Raw genomic sequence first — 25,087 nt, 5'->3', positions numbered from 1 at the left:
CTCCTGGGTTGCGTTGGTCTTTCGCGGCATGCCGCTCAGCCTGCGCCGGAGAAGGCGCAGGGTCGGCGCTGGCGCGCTCGCCAGCGTCGCTTTCGATGACCCGAATGGCGGCGACCGGACACTGGCTGGCGGCGAGCCGCGCGGCGGCGTGCAGCGCCTGCGGGACCGTCTCCACGCACACTTCCGCCACGCCGTCCGGTTCGCGCTGGCGAAAGGTGCCCGGCAGCGTCAGCGCACACTGCCCGGTGGTTCCGCACAGATCCTGATCGATCACGACGCGCATCTCAGCCCCCCTCATGCAGCCGCACCGGCAGCGCGCGAAACGTCCTAAGGAACGCGGAGGGCTCCCGGGTCGGCTGCTCGACCAATGCCAGCGTGGGGAAGCGCGCCTGGATCCGCGGCAGGCTCTCGGCCAACTGCACCCGGGCAAGTTGCGCACCGAGGCAGAAGTGGATGCCGTGGCCGAAGCTCAGCATGATCTTCCCGTCGGTCGACATGCCAGGAGTGGTGCCGTAGAACCGCGCGGGATTGAAGCGGTCGGGGTCGGCGAAGGCGTCCGGGTCGCGATTGCCGGCCGCGATGAGCACGCGCACGTCCGCGTTCTTCGGGATCACCACGCCGCCCAGTTCGATGTCGCGCTGGGCGATACGCGGAATGGAGCTGAACATGGCAGGCGCGTCGCAGCGCAGGACTTCTTCGACGAATGCCTTCACCCCCACGGCGTCTCCCTGCAGCCAGTGCCGCTGTTCGGGATACGCCAGCATCGCCAGGACCGCATGGTCGATGGTCGCAGCAGTGGTGGCGAAGCCGCCTAGAAGCATGCCCCACAGCATGCTGATCAACTCCGCATCCGACAGCTTGTCGGCATCGTCGTCGTGCGCGCCGACCATCATCGACACGATGTCGTTGCGGGGATCGGTGCGCTTGCGCTGTATGAGGTCGCCGAAGTAGGCCTGCACCCTGGCGCTGGCCGCGTCCGCCGCGGCGAGCTGAGGATCGCTGGCGTGTGGGCTCAGGCCTTCCAGAATGGCGCCGATGCCGGCGGCGAGCCCGAACATGTCGTCCTGGGGCATGCCGAACAGTTCGGCGAAGACCAGCATGGGCAAGGCCAGCGCGAATTCCCAATGCAGGTCCACCGCCTCCCCGCGCTCCAGCGCGGGCGCCATGCCGTCCAGGCGCGCTGCGACGATGCGCGCGATGCTCGGCCGCAGGCTGTCGATCTGGCGCATGGTGAAATCGCGCGAGATCAGCCGGCGCAGACGCGTATGCGTCGGTGGGTCCTTCATCGCTAGCGTGGACGCCAGCAGATTGAGTGACAGGCTGGTCGCCGCACGAGGGAAATAGCGCGCCAGTTCGCCCGGCGCCGGTCCCCGAAACGCATCGCCCGTGGCCTTGAGCGCCCGGTAGATGTCGGCGTGGCGGCTCAATAGAAAGAGGCCCGACGCCGCACGATGCACCGGATCGTGCTCGCGCAACCACCGCATGAACGGATACGGATCGTGAATGCACGCTGGCGACGCAAGTTCGGCGAAGGCGTCCCGGCATGCTGCCGTGGTTTTTTGCACGTCCATCTTGGTTTCCTGTTGGCTGGCTGATCTGACCGGCGCGCGCAACGCGCGCCGGCAAATTGCGGAGAAGGTCGCGATTCCGGGCGGCTTCCGCGCATCACCAGAGCACCGGCAACTCCTCGAACCCGCCAGTGATGATCTCCTTGCGCAACTTCAGTTCTTCGGGCGCCACGGCCAGGCGCAGCGCGGGAAAGCGCTGGAAGATCGAACCGACCACCACCTTGAGTTCCAGCCTGGCCAGCGCCATGCCGATGCAGTAGTGCGGCCCGTGGGAGAACGTCAGGTGCGGATTTTCGTCGCGGCCGATGTCGAAGATTTCCGGGTCGTCGAAATGGCGCGGATCGAACGACGTCGCCGGCAGGCCGACCAGCACCTTGCTGTCCGCGGGAATATGCACGCCCGCGATAGTCACGTCGGTCCTCGGATAGCGCATGATGCCGTCCCAGCCCGCGCCCGGCGGGTACATGCGCAGGATTTCCTCCACCGCCTTATCCACCAGGGATGGATCGCCGACCAGGCGTTCGCGCTGTTGCGGATGGCGGAACATGGCCAGCAGGCCGAATTCGATCTGCGCGACCGTGCTCTCGTGCCCCGCCACCAGCATGCCCGCCGCCAGGCCTATCGCCTCTTCCTCGGTCGCATTGCCCTGCTCGACCGCCGCGAGCAGATCCGTCAGCAGGTTGTCGCCCGGATCCTGGCGCTTGTCCCACATCTTGCCGCGAATGTAGGCGCGCAGTTCTTCCCAGGCCAGGCGCGACGCGCTGCGCGGGCCGCTTTCATGCTGGTGCGTCATCACTTCGTCGGACAGCCCGGCGAAAAAGGCGTGATCCTCGTAGAGCACGCCCATCAGCGCGCTGATGACCATGGCCGGCAGCGGAAAGGAGAGGTGGCGCTTCAGGTCGGCGGGCTGGGGCTGGACCGCCAGCGTCTCGAACAACTGCGCGGCGATCGCCTCGACCTGCTGCGCGAGCACCTTCACCCTGCGGTTGCTGAAGGCCGGCGCCACGATCGTGCGTAACCGGGCATGCTCGCCCCCCTCGTGCGAGACCAGCCACCCCGGCGAACCGAGAATCACCGAATCCGGGGTGAATGCCGCCGGCGGCATTCCCGCCGGCCGGAACGCCGCGTCGGACAGCGCCGCCTTGGCCTCGTCGTAGCCTGTCACCCACCAGCCTTCGTGCCCGGAGGGGAAGCGCACGCGGTGGATCGGACCGTTGGCGCGTAGCGCTAACATCTCAGGCGAGGGCTCGATGTGGTCGACGCGCCACATCGGCAGCGTCGGCAAGGGTTGTTCGGACATGGTGGCACTTCACTCTCTAGCGATGGAAGGGCGGAAGGCGCTGCGGGCAGCGAATGACGATGGCATGTAGACGTCCTCCGCGGCGTAGCCAGACTCGATTATCAAGATCGGCCAACGTGTAACTGCCTAGGCATACCGCGCGGCGAGATCCAGAACTTTATCCTGCGCCTTCGAGTTCAGGATAAGATGAGTGTGGTGGGCCTTTTGAGTCGCAGCCGGCCATCAAGACTTCCTGCGCAAGGGTCGACAAGGGCGGCAGCCTGTTTGGGTACTGGGCGGTTTCGCCGAGGCCACCTTGCCATAGAATGCTATCTGATGCGGATTTGACATTTTGCTTTTCTTTCTTCGATCCATCGATCGCGGTGTCATCCACCAAATGAAGGTCGGTCGGCGGCTCCCGGCTCGCAACGAAGGAGTTTCAAAACTCGTGCCAATTTGGCCGACCCAGCAGAAGAAAAAACATTGTGATTGCTTTTCAGCGGATTAGCCTGAGGCTAGACAGGAGCTCAGCGAAATAGGCCGGTGTCGCGGACCCAACAAAAGGCGACAGAACAGTGTCGGATAGTGGACGTCAGCGCTAGACCGGCGAGACCTTCTTTATCAGTTGTCCTGTCCTGGAATGATGGCAGGCGACCTGACCGTATTGACCCATACGGAAGGGCAATGGACGCCCGCGCGGCGTTCATCTCCTCATGCAACTGCGAACTCGCGGACCGCACGCTCGACAGCAACTCAAATGCTGGTGCGAGGAACGGCGATTACCACTGAACGAGGCGAAAATGGCCGCGTGATGCCCCCAGCTTTTTCATGCTCCCCTGCCCCTGAGCACTTGTCCGCAGCCGCTCAAACAAACGGCGCGACGCAAAACGCGACAGGCTTCCAGCCTCCTTCTGGATCGTTTCCCCTGCCTTGGCACGAAGCTTTGGTGCTAGCCCGCTTCTCTCACCGCATCTGGTGTTAGGCGGCATTTTGGCGCGGCCAGGCGCTGGCATCGCGCCGCGACCTCGAAGACGAGCACAATCGGTGCCGCGGCGTGCGACGATCGGAGCTTTGCTATGTATCCTGTGTTGTTGACGGTAAGGTTCAGGTCCTGCGGCGTCAGCGGGCCGCGGCACGCATTCGGGCGTGAGCCAGAGCAAATTCGTCGGCATAGGGACACGCCGATGCCATCGCGACCTTGATGCGGCGCACCGAGACGCGAACCTGTGCGCCGATCTTCAGCAGCTTGAGCCTGATCGTGCCGCAGGTGGCGTTGGCAAGCCGGGTGTGGGCGAGACCGAGGCGACGCAAGGCGCAGATGAGCACATACGCAAACGAGGCGAACCAGAGCCTGAGCTGATTGGCGCGCATGGTGTTCGCGCTGGTGCGGTCGGCGTAGACGTCGAGCTGGCACTCCTTGATCCGGTTCTCCATGTCGCCGCGGGCGCAATAGAGATCCTCGTAAAGCGCCCCTGCCGCCCAGCGTCCCGGCTTGAGTGAAGTGACGATAAAGCGCGGATTGGCACCCAGTGTCGTCCACTCGGCCTTGGCCACGACCCGCCGGCGGCGTGACCAGCTGTCTTTCGTGGACCACATGAAGTCGCGGAAGACGCGTGCGGCCTGTCCGCTTGCCCTGGATGCCCGGCAGGCTTCGTCCAAGGCCGGGGCGATCTTCGTTTCCAGCCGCTCGTTGCGGGCGACCCCGAAGACATAGTCGACGCGATTGGCCTCGCACCAGCTCATCAGCTCGTCGCGGGCAAAGCCGGAATCGGCACGCAGGATGATGCGCACTGTGCGCCATTTCCTGCGGATCCGGGTCACGATCCGCTCGACCTCGTCGACCGATCCCCTGCTGGCATCGATGTTGGAACGCCTGAGCTTTGCCGCCAGCAGGTGCCGGCCACAGAAGATGTAGAGCGGCAGATAGCAATAGCAGTTGTAGTAGCCGTGGAAGAACCGGCCTTCCTGGTGTCCGTGCAGCGGATCATCGGTGGCATCCAGATCGAGAACGATCTCGGCCGGCGCCTTCTCGTGGGCGTCCAGGAACAGGTCGACGAACAGAGCTTCGATCGCCTGCGTGTCGTGGCCGATCTTGTGGTAGCGCGTCGGCTCCCCGACGCGGCCGTGCTCCAGCCGGTTGAGCGTCGACTTGCCGGCAAGCACCGCACAGTCCTCCCGCTTCGGCGTCAGGCTTTCCGACAGGAGGGCCAGCACCGGGTCGTGGCGCAGCGTGTCGTGGTCGTCGACGTCCTCGTAGCCCAGCGCGATCGCGGCGATCCGCTGTCCGACCAGCGTCTGTACGCTATGCACCGTGCAGTCCGGATCGCGTCGGTCGATGAAGCAGGCGGCCACCCGGTCGAACAGGCCGACGACTTTATCGGCGTGGCGCAGAAGCAAGGCGCCGGCATCTGAAGTGATCGCTCCGCCGTCGAAACCGGCGACCACTTTGTGGCCGTCGAAGCCTTCAAATTCGAGCGGCTCGGAGATACAGTGTGTTTGCATCGGACCCCGTCCATGAATCTGATAACTCTTTGTTGCAAAAGCAGTTTCTCAGATTCTCGGGGCCGATGCACCTCTTGGTTTGAGATATTCAGGCTAGCGCCACCAACCGATCGGCGCACCGGCCGAGCTCGGCTCGCGGTCGGCAGGGCCAGCGGCGCCGTGCGTCAGCGCCCAAGCACAGGGCCCGCTCGAAGTTTGCGCCAGGCCTGATTCTTGGTGCGATTCCCTAGGCTGCTGCCCGGTGGCGCAATTCCACTGTGGCGTCCAGAATTATCTGTTGCAGTCCGGTGTGGCGTCCAGAATTATCTGTTGCAGTCCGGAATTAAGTCAGGACGTCGCTGTCGCGCGCACGTTGCCACGATTACATTCTGACGCCATCTGTCTCAAAGGATTGTGGGGAAGTACAGAGCTGAATCTTGGTCGATAGGCTGCTGCTTTGGTCTACCAATCCGGGAGTCTTGGGTTACCAATCCGTTGCCGACCGTAAGCGGGTTGACCAATATAGGCGGTTAAATTCCACGCCGATCCAACCACTTAACGCCAGTCCAGAATTAGCTGCCACTGAGGCCATTGGTAAACCCGGTCCTTGGATCGGCAATCCCTATCCTCGGCCTGAAAATCCTCTTGTTTTCCATCGCATAGGCCACTCACCAGCGACCCATGATTCCGGACTGGTAAACTCCGTAAAATGCCAAATAATTCCGGACGTCACAACAGACTGCCCATTTATGCGACTTTCGAAGCACAAAAAGCGAACATTGAAAGGTTTGCACCAGCACAGATCCTCCTGTGTGACGTCTCCCCTCGCCGACGCCAACGCATGCGAATTCCGTCTCCAAGACCACCTAATTGTGGTCGTTGAAACCGTATCTCCTACGGCTCACGACGTCCTGTCAAACACGGAAACGCTGACGGAACACACCCAACGCGTCCTGTGAGAATTCATTGCATGATACTCCCTCAGTCCGCATCGCGTCGCGGGCGGCTTTGAGGTGAGGATATCGCTCGATCAGTTCGTCCAGCACTTCGTCCGTCAGATTTTTCTCGCGTCCGGGCATTTTTGTGCTTACGGGCTTTTTCTCCTTGATCATGTGAGGCTCCATTCGTTTCCTGGTCGAAGTGATAGTTGTCGAAGAAATGTTGGTTCAGCTCCGGTCGGAAATAGTGCTTGCGGTCGATCCAAATGAAGCCATCTCCCTTGGAGATAACAGCAACATCAACCGGTCCGCCGACCGTCTCGGTGCTTAATGACATGCGCTTTTGAAACCAGTTCAAGCTGACTAGCCGCGCGGCTGCAAAACCCAGCTCATCCTTCGGCATATTCGCAATCGCCTGTTTGATAGGGCCGAGGTGTTTTTCTTCTCGCTGCTCATTCAACTTTTGGATCAAGCTTTTGATGGCTTTTTTGCTTTCGGGACGAAACTGACTTTTCCACTTGGCGCGCTGTTCATCCGTCAAGTCCGCGATCGCATCGACGATGGCGTCCGGCAGATTGGTCACGAGGTCTGCAATCTCCTTCGTCATACGAAGTTCAAAGCCGGGATTCATCCCATGGAGAAAGGTGTTGACCATGTCGCCATCAGCGAAAGGGACAATAACCGATGGCGTATCGCAATCGATCCTTCGAACCTCACAGCAGCGATATTTGAGCCGACCTTCGAAAACCTCGCCGATCTCCATAGACTGCATCACAGGGAAATGCTCATCTTCTCCGAAGCCTGCAACCACGATGCCGCTCAGCGAAAAGCTGGGAATTCTCTCCTTGGAGACGATCAGCCTCGCCAGTTCGTAAAGCGCCTGCATGGTCTCCGAATCGATCCGAAATGGACCGAATGCAGCCGCAATACGTTTGCTTATTTCGCCCGAGAAGCGACCGGTAAGGCGCGCTCCAACACCCTCAGCGAGACACGATGCCTCCGCCTCGCTCTTCCAGCTGTTTCGCTCTTTATTGATGATCTGTCGCGCGATGTCACTCGAGGCCGGCGGCGGATCGGTGCCATCAACGAACGATGCGTAGATTGCGTCTTCGATGCGGTTCTCAAGTAATGCGAAAAGCGTCTCAATTGAGCGAAGATAAAAACGATCCTGCAACGCCGCAGGAAACAGTCTTTCGTTCCTATCAAGGAAGCCGATCAGCGCGCTGCCATATTCTTCTAACGTCGCAAACCTGGAGTTGCCGAGCTGCCGCCGAAACACCTTGATGATCGTTTCCCACGGCACTCCAAGCAGGGCTGCGTTGTCATAAACCATCACTCCGACAGGGTGGCGCTTAGATAGCATGAACAGCTTGTCGGCAGAGTTGAAGACTTTGTCACCCTCGCCATTGTTGACTGTCGCAGCACTATCGCTGGCAAGCGCGACGCCAAGGCTGTTCATTACGACGACCTCGGATGTCATCGGGTGGGCTCGTCAAACCACCGATACCCAAACGCCACAGCCCGCGGCAAAGCGCGGGCTTGGAAATAATAACGCCTAAACAGCTCGCTCATCCCATTGCTGACCCGTCGTCCGTGCGCAACAACTCATCCAGCATTTCTGCAATTTCGGCATCCTCCGGCTCGCGACTCTTGAATGCCATGCTGATCCGCGTCGGCAGTTCAGGTCGCGAAGCGATAAGGCGACCGAGAAGCCGACGTCGTCCAGCCGCGTCACGGGGAACCGCGCGCCTCGCAGCTACTTTGGGGTAGGCTGGGGCGTGCCCGACCGATGCGTGTGAAACGGTGGATCTGAACTGCGCTAGCCTCATTGCGATGAAAGAAGAGGTTTCATCAGCCTCGCCTCGCGCAGTCGCCGTCATGTCGCCATTGACAGTGCCAGCAACAATGTCCTCACAGCCTCGCAACAGCGCGTCGAGGCGATCTGCAGGATCAAAATTACTCATGCTCAACTCCTTCCGGATATGCGCGGACAAGACAGCGTCGGATTCGACGCTGCGCCGACGCATATTGCTTTGCCGTTAGATCGGCTTGCGCCTGGATTTCATGCGGCTCAAGTCCCTTGGCTAGGCCATCAAGGATTGCGAGTGCCGCAGCGTCCCCATCGAAAAGCGACAAGATTTGGCTGATCATCTGACGCGCGTGGATATCCCGTTCAGGTCCAGGACAGTCACTTGCAGTTGTCGTGAGGACCGATTCCTGACCCGAGCGGGTCAGGAGATCGGCCTCAATGGTAATCGGTCCAAACTGCCATTTGCGGCGGTGTTCGCTTGCGAGGCTTCTCATCACCTCCCGCATAAACAGAAGAAAGGGCAATCTACGCGGCCATTTGCGTGTGCCATCCAGAGCCTTGTCGATCGCGTCATGTAGCAAATCCCGCCACTCGAACCCGGGAGCATAACGGGCCCGAAGCTTGGCAATCAGGTTGAGGCGAGCGATTTCAGTGATGTCAAGCGCTGCCAAAGCTTGCGCGACTTCATCGCTTGTTGCGACCTCGTCGCCCTCAGATACTACCTTAGCTTGCGTGCGCATGTTTCCCTATGCTGACGAAGCCGCGGGTCTCGGACAGCCGCCCTGAAAAAAATTTGGCGGCGTTTTGCTGTCTGCAACACGAAGCGCCGTCAGCATCATCTGATGCAGAGAAAATAGCAAGGAGCTGCGCGATGAGCGATGATGATGAGAAGGACGTGAAGGACAAGAAGTCCTATAAGGTCCAGATCGACAAGGAACACTACGAGAGCAATAAGGCGCAGCCAACAGCCCGTGAGCTGTTGGTTCTCGCCGGAAAGTCGCCTCCGGAGCATTTTGCGCTCTACTTCAAACCCAAGCGCGGGGCGCCCGAGCGGATCGAGATCGACAAGGAAGTCGACTTGCGCGAGCCTGGCGTCGAACGGTTCGTAACCTTGCCGCTCGATCAAACTGAAGGACTGGGTACCGACCGCCGGGAGTTTGACCTCCCGGCGGAGGACGTTGAGTGGCTTGTGGCAACCGGTCTTCGCTATGAACTGGTAAGAGAAGGGGGCGTGCTTAGGGTTGTTATTTACGGTTACCCAGTGCCGCCTGGCTACAATGTAAGCGCAGTGGACGTGAACGTGCGCATCGACACGGGCTACCCCGAAGCGCAAATCGATATGGCCTACTTTTACCCAGAACTGCAACGGGGCGACGGCCGCTCAATTGGCGCACTCGCTGCAGAATCGTTCGATGGAAAGGTATGGCAGAGGTGGAGTCGCCATCGAACGCCCGCTAACCCCTGGCGTCCGGGAGTCGACAATCTTTCCACCCATTTTGGCCTCGTCGACAGCTGGCTGTCACGTGAACTTGCGAAAGCTTAAACGATGGCTGTTTCGCTTACCCTTACATCTGCTCAAAGGGACGCACTTGTGCAGCATCTCTTTCCCAGTGACCGGTGTGAAGCCGTCGCGCTGTTGCTGTGCGGTCGCCGAGCGGGCCAATCCCGTCATCGGCTGATGGTCCAGAAGGTCGTTACTATCCCATATGATCAATGCAGTGTTCGACTACCTGATCGCGTAACCTGGTCAACAGCCAAACTTGAGCCGCTCCTCAACGAAGCAGCGCAACGCGACTTGGCGGTCGTCAAGATACACGGCCATTTTGGCTACGATCAGTTTTCCAGCGTCGATGACGCTTCGGATAAGGAACTATTCCCGAGCATCTACAGCTGGACCGACGGCGGTCCGCACGGCAGCGCGATATTGATGGATGACGGCCGCATTTTCGGTCGCGTGGTGGATGATGCAGGTCATTTCGAACCGTTTTCTCATGTGAACGTCGTCGGAGACGACCTCTCCTTTTGGTATTCTGATGGCGAAACTTGTGTTGAGACCTTTGGCAAGCGGGTCGCCCAGGCCTTCGGCGCCGGCACCTACTCGCGACTGCGTCGACTCCGGATTGCTGTGGTGGGATGTTCTGGAACCGGCAGCCCTGTTGTCGAGCAGCTTGCGCGAAACTGTGTCGGAGGGCTCGTTCTCGTCGACCCCGATCACGTCGAAGACAAAAACCTAAATCGCATTCTTAACTCAACCATGGCCGATGCCGCAGCGGCGCGACCGAAAGTGGATGTTCTTGCGGAAGCAATCCGCTCAATCGGCCTTGGCACCGAAGTCGAGACATACTGCGCCGATTTGTTCCACCCGGACGTCGTTCGCGCGATTGCAGGTTGCGACATTGTGTTTGGATGTATGGACAGCATTGATGGGCGGCACCTGCTCAACAAACTGGCGACTTTTTATCTCCTCCCCTACTTCGATCTCGGCGTAAAGCTTGAGGCCGATGGGCAAGGAAGCGTCGATCAAGTCTGTGGCACGGTTCATTATCTGCAACCTGGCGGATCCAGCTTGCTGAGCCGAAACGTCTATACGATGGAGCAGGTCCGCGCTGCTGGGTTGTTTCGCACCGACCGTGCTGCGTATCAGGCTCAACTTGCACAAGGCTACATACGAGGTGTGGCTGAAGACCGGCCGGCGGTTATCCAGCTGAATATGTTGATTGCGAGCCTAGCCGTTAACGAGCTGCTCGCCCGACTGCACCCCTATCGCATCGACCCGAACAGTGACTACGCGATCCACCGGATTTCCTTGAGCCACGGTATCTTCGAGCACCTTGAGGACGGCAGCCCATGTTTGGCCCTTGAACGCCACATCGGTCGGGGCGACGTGACGCCATTGCTCGATTGGGCCGAATTGAGTGAACAGAGGGAGGCTGCTTGAACTGGATTCGACGCCTTTTTCGGTCCCTTGGCGATCGGTTATTACCGCGCTACCGCGCGGTATTCGTAGACGATTTGCCGGATCGACTGAAGGAACGCCGGATATACCTTGTGGGTGAAGATCGAGATTCGTGGCAGGCGGCTATGATTTGCCCATGTGGATGTCGCGCACGCATCCAACTGAGCTTGGTCCCTCGCGACAAGCCAAGCTGGAAGGCGGAAGTGGGATGCGCTGGTGTGGTTACACTCAAGCCATCGATTTGGCGAGTGAAAGACTGTCGAGCACATTTCTTTGTTCGAGCCGGTCGTATCGTTTGGGCTCGAGACAGTGGCATTGCGCAGCCCCCGCGACATGGAACTCGGCCACGTTCGTAGCCAGTCCGCCGATAATGGAGAGATACGCGTTGAAAAGTAGGCGCGGCATCTAATCTCGAGTTCTCATTGTAGTCCGACCTTCAGGTCGCTCAGGATTGTCGCGATCCCGGTTTCCTGGAGAAGTGGACCATGCTTAATCGAATGAAGCTTCGGGATTGCGCGGTCGTAGATCGCCAGATTTGTTTCACCATTCAAACGTGAGGGATAAATTATTCCGTCCGGTCGAGCTGGGTGCTCATATATGGCGAGCGACCATCGGCGTGCCAAACTCTGTCTCGAGCCTCGGGCTACATCGCTGGGAATGCCCATTCTCAATGGTCCGTCGCCCCGGAAGTCGACGAGTGACAGCGCTGCGGTGACCTCGACCAACGCGTAGCTGCGTGCTGCAAGATCGTACTCGTCCAACAGGAGATCGCCGATCCGGCCATCGCCTTGGTCGCGCAGCACCGCCTCGACGAAGCAGACCTTTATGCTGCTGCCTAGATAGACGACACCGAAGCGACGATCGGGCGATCGACGGCGAGGATCGCTAAATCGGCTTGGGCCTTTACCAAATCCAAGCGGGTCCCGGAAGCGTGTGAGCAGAATGCGCCCGAATTGCAGACCGACGTCGACTGTCGCGCTATCGAGCGAAACGGCCGCGAACCCAGATGGTGGATGGAGCCGCGGCACTCAGGCGAAGGTGCCATGGGCAATGCTGTCGGCGAGGGCTAACGCCTCCTCCGTTTTGCCGCGTCGCAATGCCTCACGACCCGTCAGCCCATCGAGTTCTGGATGCGACTGTACGAGAAAACGATATACTGACCACGGCCCTCCACCCAATCGCTCGAAGAGACCTGGAAGCGCTTCAAACGGCTTTCCGTCCTCACCGAGCTGCCACGAAGGAAAGCGAAAGCCGCGCTTAGCGCCGTCGAGACCCAACACCCGACCGTTTTGACGTTTGGTGTTGACGGTCATTCGGCTGATACCTAACAGCGACGCGAACCTGTCCGCGCTCAGCATGTCCGCTTGAGCCAAGATTGCTGCTGCGTGAATCTTGCCGCGCGCGCGCGCCTGATCGAGCGCTACTGTCAAATCTTGGGCGGCATCCGCCGGCATATTGGTCAGTCGGGTGACAGTAGTATCGCCCGTCGGATCGACGTTGACACGGAAACTGACAGCTCGGCCCGCCGCCTGACTTTCGGCCATCGCCCTGCCGTAACCAGCCAAAAGGGCCTTTATCTTAGCAGGTTTCTTGGAGATCACATCGACAATGTTACGTGGAGCACGGAAGGTAACTCCGGCAGTGCCCTTAGGCAGAGCCGCGCCCGCACTTGTCATGAAGGCGGTCGTGAGCATTTCTTGCGAAGAAGCTCGTTTGGGCCTCTTGGTGCCGCGCCGGCTCTGTTTGTTTTTGGCTTGAACCATATCGTACCTCTTGGATGCCATATGGCGTCTTTCGTCAAGTTCGTCAAGTTCGTAAGAATCGATCTAGTCTTCGTTAGGGTTGTGTGACCGTTCGGACCGCGCGCTCGTTTTGGAGGATGCTGGAACAATGCCTCTGCCCCACGCGGCTCCCGGCCCTAGATCCTACAGACTGCCCTGCCACGCGTGGGGAGCTAGCGCGCTTCAATCCTCAGCGCAGTCAGCGTCTCCGGCGTGATCGTCCCGGTGACCTTCAGCGAGTAGTCCGCCTGCATGCGTAGCAGCCCGGCCCTCAACTCAGGATTCATCTCGCCATCTATCTCCCCACTGTAGTAGCCGAACGCGAGCAAGGCGAACTGGACCTCCTGAACGATTTCCTTGAATTTGTAGGCGTTGCCAGGAAGCGGTTTCAGAGGCGCCGGCGTTGGAACGATCGCGGGCGCCTGATAGGACGGAGCGGGTGTTGAAGGGGCGCTATACAACGGGGCTGGTTCGCTCGGCGCGGACGGGACGTAGGAATAGCCGCCCGTCGACGACCGATGGCTCGAGTGCGAGCTATGGCTGCTGTGACTGCTATGTCCGGCCAGCGTATACAGGTGATCGAGCTTGAATACATCGAAGAGGGATTTCGTCTTTCCGACGTCGCCGTCGAACGTTGGCTTGGTCGGCAGCGCCTGCGCATTGGCTGGCAAGAATCCCGCTGCAAGCAGCGACGGTATGGCGAAAAGCCGCTTCTTCATTGGATAGCCCCCAAATTGGTGTATCCGTGGTTAGCCGGATGCCACTCGAAAAATCCCCCGCACCGAGACTTTAACGAGCATCCGCCGCACTCCTCTCGATAGGCACGCTTCCAGTCGGAGATCGTGGCCGGTGCCAGATGGCGGTATGGCTCCGGTACCGTGCAAAGTGGGAAATTGTAGAGCCAAGCATCTATCCCGCGACTCCTCACGAGATCGATGGAATGGCCGACGACATCGAAGCCCTCCGAACTGTCGTAGAAGAGCGTCTTCCAGTTCATGCGGCCGAAGCCGATATTCTCCATCTGCATGATTGCCCATGTCCGGATGAACGGCAGAGTGGAGGCGATGAACCTTGCCAGTTGAGGCAACCCGTCTGCATTCGGACGCATTAGCACGGTGCGGAGCTCTACCTGGGCACCCAGACGGCACATGAGCGCCAGGTTTTCCAACAGCTGCTCGTGCGCGCCGGCCTTCCCGACGATTTCGTTATGCACGTCCGGATCGCGGGAATAGAGCGGGATACCCCAGACCACCCTTCCTCGATCAATACGTTTTATCGCCTCGCAATCATCCCGATCGAAATGCTGGCCATTGGTCAGGACGTGGAAGGATAGGTCAGGGCGAGCTTCGAGAACCCTTCCCAGGAACTCGAAGAGCTGGGCTTTGAAAAGCGTCGGCTCTCCGCCGGAAATCCCGATCGTCGCGCCTTCCGGAGCGAGCAATGCCGCGGTCTCGAAATGCGAGAATAGGTCGACGTGGTGCTCCTTGGGCGGCTGAGAGCACATCAGACATATCTGGTCGCACCGCTCCGTTACCAGGAAGGTGTTGTGCAGCGACGAACTGCGGATGAGGCGATCCGCGGTTCCGCGCCGCGGGTTCACCAGCAGCACGTCTCCATCGACCTTTGAAGGATCGATGCCAAGAATTCGTATCGGTCCGCCCTCGCCGACATAGTGGGCGCCTTCCGGACCGACGCGCTCCAGCGCCGCGTCGAAAGGACTCAGTTGTTCAGTCCTTTGTTCGCGGGCATCAGCTTCGAACGAGCGAAGCCGGACCACGAAAGGCTGGTCAGCGTTTGCCTCCACCTTGATGCGCAAGGGTATCATTGGTGTGTCGGCGCCATGCTGTCGTCCCAGCCGCCCACGCAGAGCCAGGCTGCCAGCGAGGCACGGGCAGGCTCGTCGCTGCGGTAGAGGACCTCGAACACCTTGTCGAACAGCGACAAATGCCGGCCGCAAAACCATGTGTCCGGCCGCGGGACATCGATTCGGCCATACCGGGAGATGTCGTCGATCACGTCAGTGCCGCAGAATGGCTGATAGGTGCAGTGGATGCAATCCGGATCGAAGTGGTTGAGGGCGCCTGAATTGAGAACGTCTACCTTTGCCCGGTCGATTCCCGTCCCGACATTGCCAATGCTAAGATCGATATGGCCTATCCTGGACAGCATCCGGGCCTCGTCGGTCGGGTAGAAGCGGCCGTCGTGGTCTATCACGGCATAGTCGGAGGCGAAGAAGTTCGGGTTGCGAATGTCAACGTGGTTATTGGCATCGAAGCGGAGCACACGCTTCAGGCACTGGCTGAAGTAGTATTCCTCCATAAAGCGTCCGGTGCGATGGTTCCGAGCGATCAGCAGATCGATGAATTCGCAATGAAGGCGATTCCAACGCGCAAGAACGTTGTCGCCCTGCTGAAACTTTCGCGCAAATCCTTGGTGGTTTATCGGGCGCAGGTAGACGGACCTAATTCCATAGCGCTCATAGTTGTCCAGCAGCGCGTTGAAATCCGGCGGATTGGCGACATCCACCGTGGGCAGGGCCGAGATCTTCCCTTCCGGATAGCGGGAAACGGCCGCCTCGAGATTTCCAAAGAATGCGTCGGTGACTTCGCTTCCATGCGTGCGCTGGCGCCCATGCGTTGCCCGGTCTCCGTCAAGGGAGGTGCTGATGAAGGTGTCGTGGGCATCCAGGAACGCCCATGCGCGCGTATCCAGTCGCTGCAGGTTCGTGCAGACGACGAACTGTGATTGGGAAAACTTTTCCCGGCAGAAGTCTCGGACGGCTTCCAGCATGTCGATCCGCAGTAGGGGCTCGCCACCCTGGAATTCGATCTTGATGTCGGGACCTTCCAGACTGTCGAGAAACGAAAGGACACTGGCGAGGGTCTCGTCCGACCAGTCGAACCCGCGTGCATTTTCGGGAGCGCGGGAAACCTGGCAGTAGCCACAGGCAAGGTTGCAGCGGAGCGTCGGCACGAGGATGACGTAGTTCATTCTCGTCGGCCTCGACTGGCGCCGCGCCCACCTGTAGGCGAACGAGGTCCAGCGAAGGTCGAACGCCTTGTCGAAGCCGTGATTTCCCTCCCTCAGGAACGTCTCATCGCCGGCGGACAAATTGTCGGTGGCGTACCGATCCAGGAAGCCGTGACCGGACTTGAAGAACTCGCCAGCGTCATCGGAGAACAGCACCGAACCGTCCGGCATCTCGCGGAACTTCAATGGCCAGACGCTCATCGGCTTGTGACCGCGGCGACAAGCGCTTGGCGCATGGGCAGAGTTTCGGCGAAGATTTTCTCACGATAGACAGCGTGCAAAACATCTTTGCGAAACCGCTCTTCGGTCAGGTCGCTCGAACCGCGTATTGATATCCCTCCGTCGCCCCAGGCGAATCGGCACGAAGGATAAAGTGCCTGAAGGCGAAGCATCGCCGAATCGACGTGCTTTTGAAATTGTGGCGAAACATCCACCACGAAATCTAGTTCAACAGCGTTAGGCAATTTTTGTCGTATCCCACCCTACGCAATCATGCGCGGGTCGGAATAAACAATCAACGAAATATTTGACAAAGCGTTGTCAGAATCGGTCTCGCTTGTGACGTGTTTTCTCACTCTCGGCTCCAGCCCATACCTGATGCTCCGCATTTCGATTACGCTCACCCTGTTTCCGATGCTGATTGCGTTGGCTTCGCCAGCAAGATCATCGCCAACGGTTGATAGCGTCAGGCGCAGGCGCGCCCTGTTAGGAGGGTTTCCGGCGCCTCAAGTCTATCCACTCTGTCCACGATAGTTTTCTGGCGGGTGGTCGACCCTTCCGGCATTTTTAGTCGGGGAGCTTCGCCGACAGATCGAGAAGAGCAGGAACAAGAACAAGAACAGCACCATCATGAGGCCGAAGGCGGCGATGCCGACGATGGTGGCTATAATGATCAGAGTGCCCAGCTTGATGCCGATGCTGCTGTTGGGCGCGGTGGTGCCGCCGGTCATGACCGAGCGATCACCATCGTGAGAGGATTGATGCGTGGCGCCGCTATTGGCTATTTATCCTCTCGGACCTCCCGCGAGACGGACCTCGCCGCTAACTCCCGATCTCTCGCCATCACCCGGTAAGCATAAAAGCTCAAAGCCCTGCCGCCTTCTTGATTAGCCCCTTGGATTCGTGAATATGGCTGCTGGGGTTGTAGGGGATTACCATGCGTCGCGTGTGCAGTGTGGGCGTTGCCGCGTTGTTGGCCGCTGTTTCTTTGCCAGCTATGGGCTCGGCATCATCGCTTTCCGAGTTTATCCAGATAATCCAGAACGGGCAGCAAATGACGCGGCCGTTGGGTTTCAGGCCTCCGCAGTCGAACGCATTTTGGCTCATTGTGTCGAGCAGGCCTACCGAAGGAGAGGCCATCGCTCTTGCGCAATCCTATGCGCCGACATTGGGGCCGACACTTGTCCTTCACAGCCGGAACGGCGTGTTTGCTGTCGTGGCCGGGACGCTTTACCAGGACAAGGCGAAGGCGAACCTGACCGCGCTCAAGGAGCTGCACATCATCCCTCAGGATTCGTTTCTCTCGCGCGGGGAAGGTCTGGATGGATTGATCTGGATGTCCTACCAGAGGGGAGCCTCTTTCGACTTCGCGACCCAGCCCAACTATCTGAGGCTCGTCCAAAGGCTCCAGGCGGCGATGTCCAAGCTTGGCCTATATTCCGGCCCTGTGGACGGCCTGATTGGGCCGACGACCGTTAAGGCCTTCAGGTCATACCTTGCGCGTTTCGACCTGCAGCCGGGTGCAGTTCTCACCGACTACAGCCTGGCCGAGATCGAACGCAACGCCGGCGACGGCTTCCACAGCGACCAGGAGCGAAACGCCGCCCGCGCGCTCGGCTAAGGCCCTGCTCGAGGCCATCGACCCGATGGGAGGCAAGGCAATAAACGTCAGCTCGGACTGCGGGGCGGGCGGCCTTGAAAGCGCCGACCTCTTCATTGTCCAGCGCAAAACCTTCCTGGAGGCCCCGCCAACGCTTCAAGCGGCCTACCTCGAAGCGATGGAAGCCAAGACGATCCGCGTGTTCGATCCTATCCGCTTCGAAGACATCAAGACCCGCATGGATTTAGACCAGACGCTGGCCCTGAAGATCGCTCAAGACGTCTCATCAGGAATGCGCGAGGGATATGGTGGCATCCTGCTGACGAGCTCGTCCGACCGGATCTGCAGCGTCATCGATGGCAATGCTGCAGTGCACGAAGCGACCATAGGCAAGATAGCTGATTTCGCAGGCATGTCGGGAAGCACCGTCTCATACCCGTCCATCGACAAAGCCTACGAGGACGTACGGCACGAAAAGTGCCGGGTGCTCTACGCGTCGGCCGCGGACCTGAAGGCCACGTCGGAAGCGCTCGCCCGCGATGGCGTTCAGTTTATTTTCGCCCCGGTGTGGCTCGACAAGAGCGATGCCACCACTACTGCTGCCAAACTGGATGCAGCCAAACAGGATGCAATTAAAGCCGCGGAGGCCAAACGCGTGGCCGCCGACGAGGAGAAGAAGATTGCTGCCCAGCGCGAGGCGGACGAGAAGAATTCCAAATCAGCCCGCCAATTGGATCTGCGCCAGAAAAACGGACCAGCCGCGACCGCACTGCTGAACCTGTTCTCGGATGGCCTGAAGAGGACTGTCCTCGGTTCGACAGACAAGCCCAACACCTCCTCCGGGATCAATATGGAGACCCTGTTTCCTGATTTCGCAGAGTGGAACGCAGGCCTTTCACAAGACAACTGGAAGGCTACGGACGTGATCTCCGAGGTGCAGGACTACGGCGCCGTCAACTGGAAGGGTCGTAACCTGGACGGCATCGTTGTCAAGGCGACGGTGAAGATGGCGAGTGCGGAGCGTGGTCAGTACAAGGACGAATGCTTTCTGTTCGGCGCAGTGGTCGACAAGGAGTTCCAGATGGTTCGCGACCCGTATGAATCCAAATGCAATGAAACCCAGACTTCTGCCGAGTGGGCTGCCGGTCACGAGCTCAAGAGTCTTTGGGTTGCCAATTGACTGCCGGGCGACGAGGCAACAAAACGAGTTGGGATACCTGCAAATCTCATTCAGGCCGTCGAGGATTGGCTCCCCTCCATAGCGCGCTGAAGTAGCTCCGAGGCGTCGGCACCCCCGGAGGTCCTCACCGCCCTTCTTGTCCAACCTGTCCCTCGTCCCCATCGGAAAAGTCGGGCATGATGTCGCCGGCCAGCAGCTTCTCCTTCGACAGCAGCCCGGCATCTTCAAGCGCCTCGAAATCCGGCAGTTGGCGCAGCGTGTCGAGCCCGAACTGCGACAGAAAGTCTTTTGTCGTCACGTAGGTGTAGGGCGCGCCGGGCTGCGGGCTGCGCGGCCCGGAGGCGATAAGATCCTGCGCGCGCAGAACGCCGATCAGATCGCGCGACACCTCCTTGCCGAAGAAGGTCGATAGCTCTGCGCGGGTGATCGGCTGGAAATAGGCAATGCACATCAAAACCAGTGCCTCCGCCTGCGACAATTCTTTTGCCCCCTCGCCCGCTGCCGTGCCGAAGGCGGCGCGGATGACGTCGCCGAAACTTTTCTTGGTCCGGTGCTGCCAGCCGCCGGCGACCGCGACCAGCTCGTAGGGGCGCTCGGCGAGCTCGGCGCGGATGTCGTCGATGATCAGCTCGAGATTGCAGTTCTTCCCCACCACCCGCGCGAGGACACTACGTGTCACCGGTTCGCTGGCGGAAAAAATCACCGCTTCGACGCGGCCCATCCACTCGCGCCAGCGCAGCTCCGGCGGCAGGTGGTCCAGTTCGGTGTCGAGCAGCACAGGCTGTTCATTCGGCTTGCGGCGCGCAGACACTTCGCTCATCCCTACAACCCAAACAGCCGAAAGGTGGTGCGGCCAGAAAGCTCGCGCACGGCTTCCAATTGTTGCAGCCGGTCGAACAGGCGCCGCGCCGCAAAGCGGGACAGGTTTTTGGTCGTCAGCGAGCCCGAAACGGCGTCTTCACTGAGCAGCAGAAAGATTACATCGCCGGCGCCTTTGGCGCGCAGTCTTGGCGCCACCGCCAGGAGTTTTTCGGCCCGGCGCGACAGCTCGGCGGCCAAACGGCAGGCCTCCGCCGCGGCTTTAACCAGCGCCAGGCAAACCGCCCGCTCAAAACTCTTGTCCGCAGGTCGAATGCGCTTGCCGCCAGCCTCATCGCGAAAAGCCGGACTGAAGGCCTGCGCCGTCAACAGCGGTAGCGGCCGCGGCCAGCGCAGGCTTTGCGCCAGCACCAGGTCGGCGAGCCACCAAGCAAAAAGCTCGGAGTCGGGGCGCATGGCGACGACGTGAGCGACGATCGCCGCGGCGACGAATGGCGCCGGCCGCTGCAACCCCGCCAGTTTTTGGATCTCTGTGCACATGTCGGCGAGCGCGGCACCATCCCAATGAAGCCCGAGCTGGTCGACGATCTTTTCAAGTCGATCAGCGCTGGCGGCTGGCGGCTGCGCGGCCAGTTGCCGCCAGGCGCCAAAGATGGCGCCGGCGGGACCAGGATCGATGCCTGGTGGGCGCAGGTGCCAGGCGTCGCGCAAGGCGGCCGCATCCTCGGCGCGGCCGGCGAGCCGCATGCTGGCGGCGGCGCAGTTGAGCGCCAGCCGCTGGCGCCAGGCGCCGGCCCAGCTGGCTTGCGCGCGGGCAAGGACGTCGAGCGACGCCAGGGCGGCGCCGGCCCGGAAGGCGGCGTCCGCATCATTGAGCGCGCCGCCGCCGGTGAGCGCCCAGGCCGGGACGGCGGGCGGCGCAGAGGAGCTGGCGGTCGCGGGATCGAGGCGAATCATGGTTCTGGAGGGTAAAGCGGCCGTGCGCTTTCCGCCATGATTTTCGCATCGAAACGCACAGCCTGTCGGATCAGAATAACGAACGATAATGTTGCATTATCAGTCATTTAACTTTTATCTACTTCCGCCCTTCATAAGATAGTTGGCTAACTAATCAGTTCTCGACAGTGCACCTTCACGCAGCCGGGACGAAGATTTCGTGCAGTTATGTCACGAAACATTCGGCCCACTCCTCTGCCGGCCGATGGTCCATGAAATCCCCTCTCCTCGCATAATCCCGGACACCTCCTTGCCGATGTGAGGCTCGAGCACCGGCCGCCATGGCACCAGCGTGAACTCGCGCGCCTTCTCGATGGCGGCATATTTGCCGCTGGCAAGTTCGATCGATCGACGCAGCGTACCCGTTATACGATCTCCGGTCTGGGCTTCGGCATAGGGCAGACCAAGTTCAGCCGACATTTGACCGGCAACCCGGTTCAGCTCGCGCTGGCGCAAGATCGAAATCATGTTGGCGCGATAGACGATCCGGTCCTGCTCTTCATGCGCTAGGCCTTGCGCGATCAGCCATTGCCGCCGCCGGGCTTGCGCCTCCCGTACTTCACGGCCGAAGCCAGAGTTGCCCGATGCCTCAGGTCTATCGGAAACCAGCTCTTGGTCGATCCAGGTGGCGCCGTCGAAACCAACCTGTTTGTCCAGCGGCATCGATGAGAGTTTGCCTACGACGACAGGCTCGGCCCTGGCCCGCTGACGCTCGTAGTGCGACACACGTTCGAGATGATCGGGCGCGATGGCCCAGGTTCCGTCCGGCTCGCGCTCCACGCCAGCAGTGGCGCGCCGGATCGCCTCCAGCCGGCGGACATGCGTTCCGGCAAAGCTTTCAGTGGCCGACGGATCATGCTTCAGATGCATGTCGACGTTGTAACGGCCGCCATGCGCGGCGGCGATCTCGGCGATCGTACGGTCGACTTGTCTGGGTTCGGTGTTCCGCGGCGTGACACGCACGATACAGCCGTCGGCCGTCGGTTCTATCGCCTCGCCTCTGCCGATGTCGATCCAATGGCCTTTGCCGTCGACGCCGTCGACGATCAGGTAATGCCGGTCAGTGATCTCGTCGGCCAGTCCACGCGCGACAACGCGGCCAATGACAGGCTCGACCGGCTCGCCGGATCGACGGTGGATCACACATTCGGCGGCACTGCGGGCGAGCCCCTTGCCGGCCAGCTCGCGCTGCATGGCCTTGATGATGTCGCCGCGTTCGCCGATGCGGCGCAATATGGCTTCGAGCTCGCCATCGAGGTGCCAGCGGCTCGGGCCGACTTCCTCGGCCAGACCCATGCGCTCGAGCTTGCGCAGACGGCCTTGATGCAGCGTCTGGCGAAAAGCGTCGCGGCCGTCCGCCGAAACAAGTCCCTCATCATCGCGCATGCGCAGCAGTTGCCGATCGATACTCGTGAAGCGTTCCTGCTCCATTTCCTGGCGCAAGCGCTGTTCAATCTCGCGGTCGGTGCGCGGACCGAGATCGAGGCTGACCAGTTCGGCCGCCCGCTCGCGGATGCCGCTCGAAATATACTCGCGCGCGATGATCAGATTCTCGCCAAGGTCGTCCTTGCCGCGCACGATGATGTGGGTGTGCGGATGGCCAGTGTTGAAATGGTCGACGGCAACCCAGTCGAGCCTGGTGCCGAGGTCTTCTTCCATCTGCGCCATCAGCCGCCGGGCGAGTGGCTTGAGGTCGTCATACTCGATGCCGTCTTCCGGTGCGACGATGAAGCGGAACTGATGGCGGTCGCCATCTGCGCGTTCGAGGAAGTCCTTGCCGTCGACATGGTCCCTGTCGGCGCCATAGAGCTCGCCAGGCGCGCCTTCCCTGGTGACGCCATCGCGCTGGATGTAGCGCAGATGCGCACGCGCTCCGTCCGCACCCTTGCCGGCCAGCTTCACAATCCGCGCCTTGACCATCACCCGCCGCTGCCGAAAAGCAGCATACCGGTCGCGTGACTTGAGCAGCGCGGCCGCCGCCCCGCCGCGCCCTGCCCGACTTCCGGTGAAGCGACCGCCGCGCTGGGCCTTGCCACCCGCTCTGTTGATCGCTGCCCGGACCTGCCCGGCATAGCGTTTGCCGGCCTTGGAGCCGCGGGAGCCGATTTTGCCGAGCTTCGGCCGGAATTCATCATCCTGCATGGCAGCCTCCGGCCGTTACAGAGTCAAATCAGCCACTTGCGCTACCCTGCTCTCCTGATGCTGGAGGGAGCCTCCGGCAAAAACGATGTGCAGACAAAGACTTGACCGCCTCGTGGAGGCGGTGCCTTTATCTTGCCTTAGGCATCCGGCCTTTTGTGCCCTTGGCCCCTCTCGGATGCCCTCAACATCGCTAGCCATTTGGCTTCTTTGGCCGCGCGAGATCCCTGCCGAGCGGCACGAACAGATCGCCATTCCTTTCCCCGGCGCGAACGCCCTCGCGACGGAAGAACAAAGAGCGCCCGCAGAGAGCGTTCCGCCCCTTTGAAGTCGCGGATTGGCCTTTGAATTCGTTCATGTCGGCCGCCGAAATCCCCGTCGCCTCAAGCTGTTTCAGATAGGCAACGGTCTCTTTCGGCAGCGGCCTTCGAAGCTTCAAATGGCCTTCATAGCGCTCGGGTCCAGCGTTGTAGGCGGCAAACAGGCCCGGGAATCCGAAACGCTCATACATGGCGCTGAGATAGGCGGTTCCGGCCAAGATGTTGTCGCGCGGATCGTGCGGGTCGGCTCCCAGACCGTGCTCGACGCGCATCTCCTGATAGGTGCCGGGCATCACCTGCATAAGACCCATGGCGCCGGCGCGGGAGGTGATGGGGCGGCCATCGAGGACGGTCTTGCCGCGGCTTTCGGCCTCGATGACGGCGCAAATCCAGGCCTGGGGAATGTGGAAGCGTGCGCTTGCTTCCGATACGAAGGGCCGCCATCGTTGCAGCTGCGGACTTCGGGAGATGACGGCTGGCTCAGCGCCGGTCGAGGAGGAACAGGCGCATGGCGCGAGGGCGATCATGCCGAGCATCAGGAGGGTCACTCGGTCCATAGCGGCACCAGCCTCCCGATGATGTTTTCGGCCGGCACCGGCCCGAAATAGCGACTGTCGAAGGAGTGATTTTTTGCGTTGCCGAGCAGGAAAACCTCGTCATGGGCGAGCGCTCGGCAGCCGTTCCACCAGGGCAGCGGACGGCCTTGCGTGTCGATTTTTAGCCGACGGGCGACGATCTCGTCGCCGATGATGATGGCATTCGTGAAGGCGCAGACATGCTCGTCCGGCAGCGCGGCGAGACGCTTCACCAGCGGTATATTGCGAGGCAGATAACCGCGTTGGTCGGCGAGATAGGCAACGAAGCCAGGCGGGCGGGCGAGCACAAGATCGCCGCGCGCAGGCGTGGCAGACCCAACGCGATAGAGACCGACCGGCGCGCTAGCCGAGGCGTTCCAGACCAGCAAGGGAGACGGCTTTGGGAGCGCCGTGAAGCCTGTCAGGCTCAGGCCAATGGCAGCGATAACGATTGCCTTGCGCGCCTGAACGCGCCGCAAACGGCTGCCGATCAGATGGATGGAAGGCCGCTGGCTCATGAGCGGGCTCCCTCGTCGGCTGAGCCGGACCCGCCCTTGTCATCGTCGGAGCCGGGTTCTGGCGGGCGGCCTTTCGACCAGTCGTCGAGTTCGTCGATGTGGTAGCGGACATAGCGGCCGTGCTTGCGGTATTTCGGGCCGCCGCCGGTCAGCCGCATCTTTTCCAGGGTGCGCTGGGACAGGCCGATATAGAAGGCAGCCTGCGCGGTGTTCAGAAACGGACTGCCCTTCTTGGCGCGGGCCGCGCGGTCGTTTTCGTCGTCCATGATGGTCCTCGTTTCGCTTCGGACAAGCGACCGCGAGGATCGGCGAACGAAGTCGTCGTGGGGACGGGCGAAGAGTCGGGTGGGAGTTTTCGCCACCCCTTCGGGCGAGCGTCGGCGGGAAACCCCCGCGCCGAATTGCGGCGCGAGGGCTTGAGCCGGCCGGTCAGTCGGCCGGGTTCCAAATGACGGCGTAGGTGTCGTGATCATCTTGGCCGGCGGCGCGGCCGAGATTGGCGTAGAGCTTGCGCGGACCGAACTCCGGTGCGGCGATGGACAAGCTCACATAGTCGTTGCCGGAAGTCTCCCCGGTTCGGATCCAGCCCGCGCCGACCTCGACCCCCTGCGTCAGCACCCGGAAGTCGGGATGGTTGTCGGCGGACTTGCTCCGATTGGGCACGATGTCGATGTCGGCGCGGACGCTGAGCGTCCTGAGCTGGCCTTTGTAGCTGCCGTTTTCCTGCTTGTTGACGTAACCGATCGCGGTCATTTTCCTGTCTCCTTTTGCTGTCGCCGGGGACCATTCCCCTGCGATGGCGGACCGTGATGGGCGCGTCCGGACCGCCCGAACCCGGCAGGGCCGCAGCGGCAGCGAAGGACCCGAGCGGGCAGCTT

General features: G+C 60.8%; 25 protein-coding genes and 1 pseudogene. 5 read left to right on the top strand and 21 right to left on the bottom strand.

All coding sequences use genetic code 11. The features are described from left to right. Position 1 precedes the first annotated feature (1 nt). The 7 genes and pseudogenes from AC0L2H_RS29610 to AC0L2H_RS29580 form a co-directional block, all read right to left on the bottom strand. Positions 2 to 283: pseudogene (locus AC0L2H_RS29610) on the bottom strand (ferredoxin); the annotation flags it as partial. 1 nt (position 284) lies between these two features. After that, positions 285 to 1,571 carry a cytochrome P450 gene (locus AC0L2H_RS29605; protein WP_027046524.1) on the bottom strand — a complete coding sequence of 429 codons (1,287 nt, stop codon included), beginning with the start codon at positions 1,569 to 1,571 and terminating at the stop codon, positions 285 to 287. 94 nt (positions 1,572 to 1,665) lie between these two features. Then, positions 1,666 to 2,868, bottom strand: coding sequence for a cytochrome P450 (locus tag AC0L2H_RS29600; RefSeq protein WP_019856498.1), 1,203 nt, complete (start codon positions 2,866 to 2,868; stop codon positions 1,666 to 1,668). 1,098 nt (positions 2,869 to 3,966) lie between these two features. Next, positions 3,967 to 5,349, bottom strand: a complete 1,383-nt coding sequence (locus AC0L2H_RS29595; RefSeq protein ID WP_019856497.1) for an IS1380 family transposase — start codon at positions 5,347 to 5,349, stop codon at positions 3,967 to 3,969. 960 nt (positions 5,350 to 6,309) lie between these two features. Then, entirely contained in the window at positions 6,310 to 7,746 is a 1,437-nt protein-coding gene (locus AC0L2H_RS29590) for a hypothetical protein (RefSeq protein WP_019856496.1), read from the bottom strand. Positions 7,747 to 7,834: 88 nt separating this feature from the next. Next, positions 7,835 to 8,230, bottom strand: a complete 396-nt coding sequence (locus AC0L2H_RS29585; RefSeq protein WP_020628768.1) for a hypothetical protein — start codon at positions 8,228 to 8,230, stop codon at positions 7,835 to 7,837. Then, positions 8,223 to 8,816: a hypothetical protein gene (locus AC0L2H_RS29580; RefSeq protein WP_019856495.1), complete on the bottom strand. Its 594-nt coding sequence runs from the start codon at positions 8,814 to 8,816 to the stop codon at positions 8,223 to 8,225. Before AC0L2H_RS29580 ends, AC0L2H_RS29585 begins: the two co-directional genes overlap by 8 nt. Positions 8,817 to 8,947: 131 nt before the next feature. On the opposite strand from AC0L2H_RS29580, the gene AC0L2H_RS29575 reads away from it, so the two are divergent. The 3 genes from AC0L2H_RS29575 to AC0L2H_RS29565 are packed head-to-tail and all read left to right on the top strand — an operon-like array spanning position 8,948 to position 11,388. Then, the gene (locus tag AC0L2H_RS29575) at positions 8,948 to 9,619 is read left to right on the top strand and encodes a multiubiquitin domain-containing protein (RefSeq protein ID WP_019856494.1); all 672 of its coding nucleotides are present in this window, start codon (positions 8,948 to 8,950) and stop codon (positions 9,617 to 9,619) included. A gap of 48 nt (positions 9,620 to 9,667) precedes the next feature. After that, entirely contained in the window at positions 9,668 to 11,014 is a 1,347-nt protein-coding gene (locus AC0L2H_RS29570; RefSeq protein WP_236952133.1) for a HesA/MoeB/ThiF family protein, read from the top strand. Continuing rightward, complete coding sequence (locus AC0L2H_RS29565) at positions 11,011 to 11,388, top strand: ubiquitination-like system serine protease family protein (protein ID WP_473593382.1); 378 nt, start codon at positions 11,011 to 11,013, stop codon at positions 11,386 to 11,388. Before AC0L2H_RS29570 ends, AC0L2H_RS29565 begins: the two co-directional genes overlap by 4 nt. 63 nt (positions 11,389 to 11,451) lie before the next feature. On the opposite strand, the gene AC0L2H_RS29560 is transcribed toward AC0L2H_RS29565, so the two are convergent. From AC0L2H_RS29560 to AC0L2H_RS29530, 7 genes are all read right to left on the bottom strand, one after another. Continuing rightward, positions 11,452 to 12,060, bottom strand: a complete 609-nt coding sequence (locus tag AC0L2H_RS29560; RefSeq protein ID WP_019856492.1) for an RES family NAD+ phosphorylase — start codon at positions 12,058 to 12,060, stop codon at positions 11,452 to 11,454. After that, positions 12,061 to 12,795 (bottom strand): XRE family transcriptional regulator, encoded by a 735-nt coding sequence (locus AC0L2H_RS29555; RefSeq protein WP_223217786.1) that lies wholly within the window; start codon positions 12,793 to 12,795, stop codon positions 12,061 to 12,063. It abuts the gene before it with no gap. A gap of 191 nt (positions 12,796 to 12,986) precedes the next feature. After that, positions 12,987 to 13,532 carry a His-Xaa-Ser repeat protein HxsA gene (hxsA, locus tag AC0L2H_RS29550; protein ID WP_019856490.1) on the bottom strand — a complete coding sequence of 182 codons (546 nt, stop codon included), beginning with the start codon at positions 13,530 to 13,532 and terminating at the stop codon, positions 12,987 to 12,989. After that, positions 13,529 to 14,638 (bottom strand): His-Xaa-Ser system radical SAM maturase HxsC, encoded by a 1,110-nt coding sequence (hxsC, locus tag AC0L2H_RS29545; protein ID WP_019856489.1) that lies wholly within the window; start codon positions 14,636 to 14,638, stop codon positions 13,529 to 13,531. The genes hxsA and hxsC overlap by 4 nt, the downstream gene beginning before the upstream one ends. Further along, positions 14,635 to 16,044 (bottom strand): His-Xaa-Ser system radical SAM maturase HxsB, encoded by a 1,410-nt coding sequence (gene hxsB / locus AC0L2H_RS29540; RefSeq protein ID WP_019856488.1) that lies wholly within the window; start codon positions 16,042 to 16,044, stop codon positions 14,635 to 14,637. Before hxsB ends, hxsC begins: the two co-directional genes overlap by 4 nt. Further along, a complete protein-coding gene (locus tag AC0L2H_RS29535) occupies positions 16,041 to 16,307 on the bottom strand; it encodes a hypothetical protein (protein WP_155249077.1) in 267 nt (88 codons plus the stop codon). The genes hxsB and AC0L2H_RS29535 overlap by 4 nt, the downstream gene beginning before the upstream one ends. Positions 16,308 to 16,574: 267 nt before the next feature. After that, complete coding sequence (locus tag AC0L2H_RS29530) at positions 16,575 to 16,793, bottom strand: hypothetical protein (protein WP_019856487.1); 219 nt, start codon at positions 16,791 to 16,793, stop codon at positions 16,575 to 16,577. Positions 16,794 to 16,999: 206 nt separating this feature from the next. On the opposite strand from AC0L2H_RS29530, the gene AC0L2H_RS29525 reads away from it, so the two are divergent. Beyond that, positions 17,000 to 17,683 (top strand): peptidoglycan-binding domain-containing protein, encoded by a 684-nt coding sequence (locus AC0L2H_RS29525; RefSeq protein ID WP_019856486.1) that lies wholly within the window; start codon positions 17,000 to 17,002, stop codon positions 17,681 to 17,683. Between the two features lie 25 nt (positions 17,684 to 17,708). Beyond that, positions 17,709 to 18,842: a hypothetical protein gene (locus tag AC0L2H_RS29520; protein ID WP_019856485.1), complete on the top strand. Its 1,134-nt coding sequence runs from the start codon at positions 17,709 to 17,711 to the stop codon at positions 18,840 to 18,842. A gap of 124 nt (positions 18,843 to 18,966) precedes the next feature. Here AC0L2H_RS29520 and scpB read toward each other — a convergent pair whose 3' ends face one another. The 7 genes from scpB to AC0L2H_RS29485 all read right to left on the bottom strand — a co-directional run bounded on the left by scpB (position 18,967) and on the right by AC0L2H_RS29485 (position 24,962). After that, positions 18,967 to 19,662, bottom strand: a complete 696-nt coding sequence (gene scpB, locus AC0L2H_RS29515) for an SMC-Scp complex subunit ScpB (RefSeq protein ID WP_019856484.1) — start codon at positions 19,660 to 19,662, stop codon at positions 18,967 to 18,969. Positions 19,663 to 19,664: 2 nt separating this feature from the next. Continuing rightward, the gene (locus AC0L2H_RS29510) at positions 19,665 to 20,618 is read right to left on the bottom strand and encodes a DUF1403 family protein (protein ID WP_019856483.1); all 954 of its coding nucleotides are present in this window, start codon (positions 20,616 to 20,618) and stop codon (positions 19,665 to 19,667) included. A gap of 210 nt (positions 20,619 to 20,828) precedes the next feature. After that, positions 20,829 to 22,799, bottom strand: a complete 1,971-nt coding sequence (gene rlxS / locus AC0L2H_RS29505; protein WP_019856482.1) for a relaxase/mobilization nuclease RlxS — start codon at positions 22,797 to 22,799, stop codon at positions 20,829 to 20,831. Positions 22,800 to 22,989: 190 nt separating this feature from the next. After that, positions 22,990 to 23,673 carry a lytic transglycosylase domain-containing protein gene (locus AC0L2H_RS29500; protein WP_019856481.1) on the bottom strand — a complete coding sequence of 228 codons (684 nt, stop codon included), beginning with the start codon at positions 23,671 to 23,673 and terminating at the stop codon, positions 22,990 to 22,992. After that, positions 23,661 to 24,209 carry a S26 family signal peptidase gene (locus AC0L2H_RS29495; RefSeq protein ID WP_019856480.1) on the bottom strand — a complete coding sequence of 183 codons (549 nt, stop codon included), beginning with the start codon at positions 24,207 to 24,209 and terminating at the stop codon, positions 23,661 to 23,663. The genes AC0L2H_RS29500 and AC0L2H_RS29495 overlap by 13 nt, the downstream gene beginning before the upstream one ends. After that, positions 24,206 to 24,475: a helix-turn-helix transcriptional regulator gene (locus AC0L2H_RS29490; RefSeq protein WP_006328932.1), complete on the bottom strand. Its 270-nt coding sequence runs from the start codon at positions 24,473 to 24,475 to the stop codon at positions 24,206 to 24,208. The genes AC0L2H_RS29495 and AC0L2H_RS29490 overlap by 4 nt, the downstream gene beginning before the upstream one ends. A gap of 163 nt (positions 24,476 to 24,638) precedes the next feature. Further along, the gene (locus AC0L2H_RS29485; protein WP_019856479.1) at positions 24,639 to 24,962 is read right to left on the bottom strand and encodes a DUF736 domain-containing protein; all 324 of its coding nucleotides are present in this window, start codon (positions 24,960 to 24,962) and stop codon (positions 24,639 to 24,641) included. Positions 24,963 to 25,087: the final 125 nt, after the last annotated feature.

Source organism: Mesorhizobium sp. WSM4871 (assembly GCF_055811295.1).
This window is presented reverse-complemented; position numbering and strand designations above follow the sequence as displayed.